Here is a 2,606-nt window from a genome sequence, read left to right on the forward strand (position 1 = left end):
AGTATTAAGTTTTTATTCAGTTTGTCGTTTGAAAATACTCATGATGAATGAAACCAAAGCAACCAATATTATCGCTCCCAATATGGACGGCACTATTGCCATGCCAGCCATTTGTGGTCCCCATTCACCAAAGATTGCTTGTCCAAGAGTCGAGCCAACCAGCCCCGCTATTGTATTAGCTATGAAGCCCATCGACCCGCCTTTACCAGTTATGAAACCGGCGGCTAGTCCTATTATAGCACCAACTATTAAGACCCAGATCCAATGTAACATAGGATCACCTCTTTTTCTTTCCGTTTAGGTTTAATAAAACAAACTGCTATTTTAATGATCTTCAAGATCATCCTTTAACTTCTTAGCCTTTTCCTTTATTTTACCCTTACCTTGTTGAGCTTTTCCTTGCACTTCGCGAGCCTTGTCGCCGGTAACCTTACCTTCGACCTCTTTCACTTTTCCGATAACCTTGTCTTTTAAACCTCTATCTGTCTTTTTCATAGGTAGGACTCCTTTCTGAAAAATAATGTGATAAGCTTTCTACGTTTTTAATATTACACTGATTTGTATCCGATTACGTCAAAAAAGGCTCGCCTTACGTATTTCTTAAGATGTTGAGCCTTTTTATTGCATATTTATTTTTTATTCTTTTTTACTTAAGTAAATTCTTAGCTAATTCAAAATCGCCTAAGATAGCTGAACCATTGTTAGCTACAGCTGGACGAACAATTAATTCATTCAAATCAGGTGTAGCTACATAGTTGTTGTTAAATTCGTCAAAGAACTTTCTTACCTTAACTAAATCGTCTTCGTTTAATACAGAACCACCCACGATCATCACATCTGGACGAGCAGTCATGTAAACATTGAAGAGCATTTGTGCAATGTAGTATGCAGAGTAAGTGAAGACTTCGTTATCACGAGAAAGCTTTTCACCTGGGATACCAGTTCTACCTTCAAGACTTGGACCGGCTGCCATTCCTTCTACACAAGCATCGTTATGGAACGGACAGTGGCCTTCATAGTCATCACCTGGGTAGCGACGCACAAGCATGTGACCCATTTCAGGGTGGTTGTTAAGGCCAAGCATCTTGCCACCTTGGACAATGCCGGCACCTACACCAGTACCTACAGTTGCATAGAAGTAACTCTTAGAATCGTCACGGCCGCGCGCAACATATTCACCGTAGCATGATGCATTAACGTCAGTTGTCATTACTACAGGAATACCTAATTCTTTTTCAAAGAATCCTTTTACATTAGTACCTGACCAACCTGGCTTTGGTGTATCCAAGATATAACCGTAGGTTCTTGACTTAGGATTAATATCAATTGGACCAAAAGTACCAATACCTAATGCATCAACTGGATGCTTCTTAAAGAACTCTGCAGTCTTTTCCAAAGTTTCCTTATTGGTGGTAGTTGGAATACGGTCTCTTGCAACTTCCTTACCTGTTTCAACATCTTGAACTGCTACGATAAATTTAGTACCACCGGCTTCAATACTGCCGACATATTTCTTATCTGACATATTCTCATCCTTTTCGTAAAAAATTTTCATCTCCAAATAGTTTTGTGCTGCACCTATTATGAAGAAAAAAGCCCTCAGGTGTAAAGGCTTTCATGTATACGCAATTAAATTTCTTTACTTACGCATTATCTACAACTTCTTTTGAGTCAATTCCTTTGATTGGCTGACCGTTTTCATCAAAATAATCATCCAATTCGCGGCACCAAATCATTGCCATAGTTCCTTGTCCTACGTGCACTCCGACTACCGGGCCAATGATGCTAGTATTAAATTCATACTTAGGGAACTTAGCTTGATAATCCTTAACCCACTCTTCTTTTTTGTCTGGATCAAGCGAATCAAAAATAGTGCATTGAATCTTATATGGCATATTCTTGGTCAGATTATCAAAATCAGTTTGGATATGCTTATAAGCCCGCTTGGTTTGGCGTTCTTTAGCAATTGCGGAAATGTGTCCTTCAGCTTGCACATCCATTGAAAGAATAGGCTTAATTTTTAACAAAGCACCGACAAAGCTAGCAGCGTTAGAAAGACGGCCCGTACGCTTCAAGTGGCTTAAATCGTCCACCATAAAGCGCACATCCATTGTTTTCTGCAGATCAGTTAAATCATGCATGATTAAATCAACGTCTGCTCCAGCTGCGACAAGGCGTCCTGCAAGAATAGCATAATCTGCTTCACCAGCACATGTAATTTTGCTATCAAAAGGATGTACCTTAATCCTAGTTTCGTCTTCAGCGATACTGTGCACAGTAGAGTAATAGCTTGAAATACCACTAGATAAGGTAATTATGATCACATCGGTGTAGCCCTCCTGGACATATTCATCAATCTTCTTTTGTAAATTACCGATTGATGGCTGTGAAGTAGTTGGCAAGTTCTTTTCTTCGTCTAGTTTTTGATAAAACTCTTCGTAACCAATATCAATCAGATCACGATACGTTTTATTATTCCAAATAATCGGAATAGGCAAAACATCGATATGATATTTTTCCTGTTGTTCTTTAGTTAAATAAGCTGAGCTATCAGTTAAAACGGCGATTTTCATATTTTTTCTCCTTTGTTACATATTCGGCTCCAT

At 38.9% G+C, this 2,606-nt stretch carries 4 protein-coding genes; all 4 read right to left on the reverse strand.

Annotated features, from left to right (window positions below; all coding sequences use genetic code 11):
• Positions 1-12: 12 nt before the first annotated feature.
• Positions 13-273 carry a GlsB/YeaQ/YmgE family stress response membrane protein gene (locus tag HMPREF0518_RS00260; RefSeq protein WP_003631749.1) on the reverse strand — a complete coding sequence of 87 codons (261 nt, stop codon included), beginning with the start codon at positions 271-273 and terminating at the stop codon, positions 13-15.
• A 51-nt stretch (positions 274-324) separates the two neighbouring features.
• Positions 325-495, reverse strand: a complete 171-nt coding sequence (locus HMPREF0518_RS09520; protein WP_003624867.1) for a CsbD family protein — start codon at positions 493-495, stop codon at positions 325-327.
• A gap of 151 nt (positions 496-646) precedes the next feature.
• Entirely contained in the window at positions 647-1,525 is an 879-nt protein-coding gene (locus HMPREF0518_RS00265) for an ROK family protein (RefSeq protein ID WP_020828865.1), read from the reverse strand.
• Between the two features lie 118 nt (positions 1,526-1,643).
• Entirely contained in the window at positions 1,644-2,573 is a 930-nt protein-coding gene (locus HMPREF0518_RS00270) for a DegV family protein (RefSeq protein WP_003624871.1), read from the reverse strand.
• Positions 2,574-2,606 lie beyond the last annotated feature (33 nt).

It is taken from the genome of Lactobacillus helveticus DSM 20075 = CGMCC 1.1877, from assembly GCF_000160855.1.
Classification (GTDB): Bacteria; Bacillota; Bacilli; order Lactobacillales; family Lactobacillaceae; genus Lactobacillus; species Lactobacillus helveticus.

Excerpts from the sequence above, each read along its gene's own strand:
- HMPREF0518_RS00260 (WP_003631749.1), bottom strand. The coding sequence starts at position 273 with ATGTTACATTGGATCTGGGTCTTAATAGTTGGTGCTATAATAGGACTA.
- HMPREF0518_RS09520 (WP_003624867.1), bottom strand. The coding sequence starts at position 495 with ATGAAAAAGACAGATAGAGGTTTAAAAGACAAGGTTATCGGAAAAGTG.
- HMPREF0518_RS00265 (WP_020828865.1), bottom strand. The coding sequence starts at position 1,525 with ATGTCAGATAAGAAATATGTCGGCAGTATTGAAGCCGGTGGTACTAAA.
- HMPREF0518_RS00270 (WP_003624871.1), bottom strand. The coding sequence starts at position 2,573 with ATGAAAATCGCCGTTTTAACTGATAGCTCAGCTTATTTAACTAAAGAA.